A 2,026-nucleotide genomic window follows, 5' to 3' on the forward strand; every position below is an offset into this window, starting at 1 on the left:
AATCCAACAGATTGAGTTATTCTGATTGCTGCCATCGAAGCATCCTTTTCTTTAATGTTATATTTTTAATTACATTGTATTAGTAGTAAATCGACACTCACTATTTAAAGTGGGTGTCTAGTTTATTTTGTTTTAATTATTTAAAATAAGTTCCATTAATTAAAAAACGAGGAAGTGAATCACTTTCAACCGTTACCTCATTACCCATATCGTGCCACATGCATGCCATACCTAACAATTGTAGGGGCAAGAATGAATCTACAGGGGCATGATCTGGACCCGCCTCATTAATGTGGTAGCGTTCTTGCGCTTGCAGGTTTTTAGCCAGTGCTTCATTAAAATTACAACCAATATCAAAAGTTGCTGGCATTAATGCACCAAAAGTTTCTAAATATCCCATACCTATATATATTGACCAGTCATCTCCATCTGAAAGTAACTCTTCCATTGTATTATTTAACAACATAGGAAAATCAGGGAGACGATTATGGTAAGCTTGAAATACTTCAACCACACTGTATAAAACAGGATCAGCTTGTGTCGCACTTTGTTTCATAGTTTCTATAGGAAAATTTGCCAAGCTATCCATACTTTTAGTATCGCGAGTAATCACCGCTAAAAAATAGGCATCAATCCATTCTGATGGAGCTGCATAACCAGCTTCTAACATACCTTTACCATTCCACGTTACTTCAGGTAAATTATATATTTTAAAGGTTTGCTCTTGCTCTGGCTGCTCTGCAAGTTTGAGGAACGCTGCGTACATCTTAGACGCATAACGTAGCCCTGTTGCTGACTCTTTTTCTATCTCTGGCGTTTGAACTTCCCAAGTAAGCCAGCTGGATATATTAATATAAAGCTCAGAGAACCTTATTAAGTTACCTTTTTTCTTAATCAGATTTTCTGAAATCTTTTTTCTTCTTTTCTGTAGAGGTTCTAACCATTCATCTACAGACACTTGTTTTAAATTAGGCTTATATGCTCTTTCAATTTTCATTTATTAACCTACTAATTATAATAATTCGATATCAAACTCTGAAATTTCCACTTCACCAACTATAGAACCACCGTCAGTTTTAGTAATAGGAGTTTTAATATGTAAATATTTTATGTTGTCGCTCTCTATAGCTACTTCGATTGCATTAGCCGCTTTCTTATCTGTTGTATTTGGTGAAGCTTTAGCCATGTTTTTAGTAATGGCTTCTGCATACTTCGTTGTGCCTTGCTGATAATATTCTTTACCAATTTTCATTTTACCTAATGGGCTACTGCCCCCCTTGGCTTCAACAATAATGACATCACCATCAGCATTTTTATAAACCATATCAAAGTTACCCTTTACCGATGTAGAACTCTCTAAGCTCGTTGGGTGAATACGAGTATAACCAGGGTATTGTATTTTAATCGCTGCATCAGCAGCCTTTTCACCAATTTTGGCTGATTCATTGTTAATTTTTGGTATTTGGTCGTTATAACGTTTTGTTTCTTCTGGTGAAGTTTTTGCCTTATGCTTATCTCGCTCGAGCATTTCCGCATCACGAGTATCCACATTCTCTTTCAACATTACAGGAAGAGAAGAAACAGTCCGTTTACTGCCTGCCTTTTTAGTTGCTTTGTTGAGTTTTAACTCATTCTCAGTCAACGTTCCTGTTTCACGAGACCATTCTTCATTTACCACTTTGCCATCAATAACATGCCCACCAACAAACTGTTCAATGCTCATCGTAGTTTCAATCACTTTATCGCCTACTTCTCGTGTTAAAGTAATTTTACCGTTATCAACATCCATAGATTCGATACTGTATTCATGCTCTAATCTGTTTTCACCATTAGGTCTTGTTACTTTAATATTACCCGTTCTGGCATCTGCTGGAGAACTGTCTTCAGCAATTTTTAATATTTTGGCTTTTGTTGCTGGGTCAACGATGTCGCCTATCATCTTAGAAAGCTTTTTCACACCCTCTTTACACAACAACCCCATCGGATCCACCCAATTCACTGGATTTGGCGCATATTGGTAATGGTT

Annotated in this window: 2 protein-coding genes; both read right to left on the bottom strand. The window is 36.6% G+C overall.

Annotated features, from left to right (window positions below; translation table 11 throughout):
- Window positions 1-136 precede the first annotated feature (136 nt).
- Window positions 137-997 (bottom strand): immunity 49 family protein, encoded by an 861-nt coding sequence (locus tag CWB66_RS20955; RefSeq protein WP_138586959.1) that lies wholly within the window; start codon window positions 995-997, stop codon window positions 137-139.
- Between the two features lie 15 nt (window positions 998-1,012).
- On the bottom strand, window positions 1,013-2,026 hold a 1,014-nt coding region (locus tag CWB66_RS22375), incomplete at its 5' end, for a hypothetical protein (protein WP_212747845.1).

This window comes from Pseudoalteromonas sp. S558 (assembly GCF_005886635.1).
GTDB lineage: Bacteria > Pseudomonadota > Gammaproteobacteria > Enterobacterales > Alteromonadaceae > Pseudoalteromonas > Pseudoalteromonas aliena.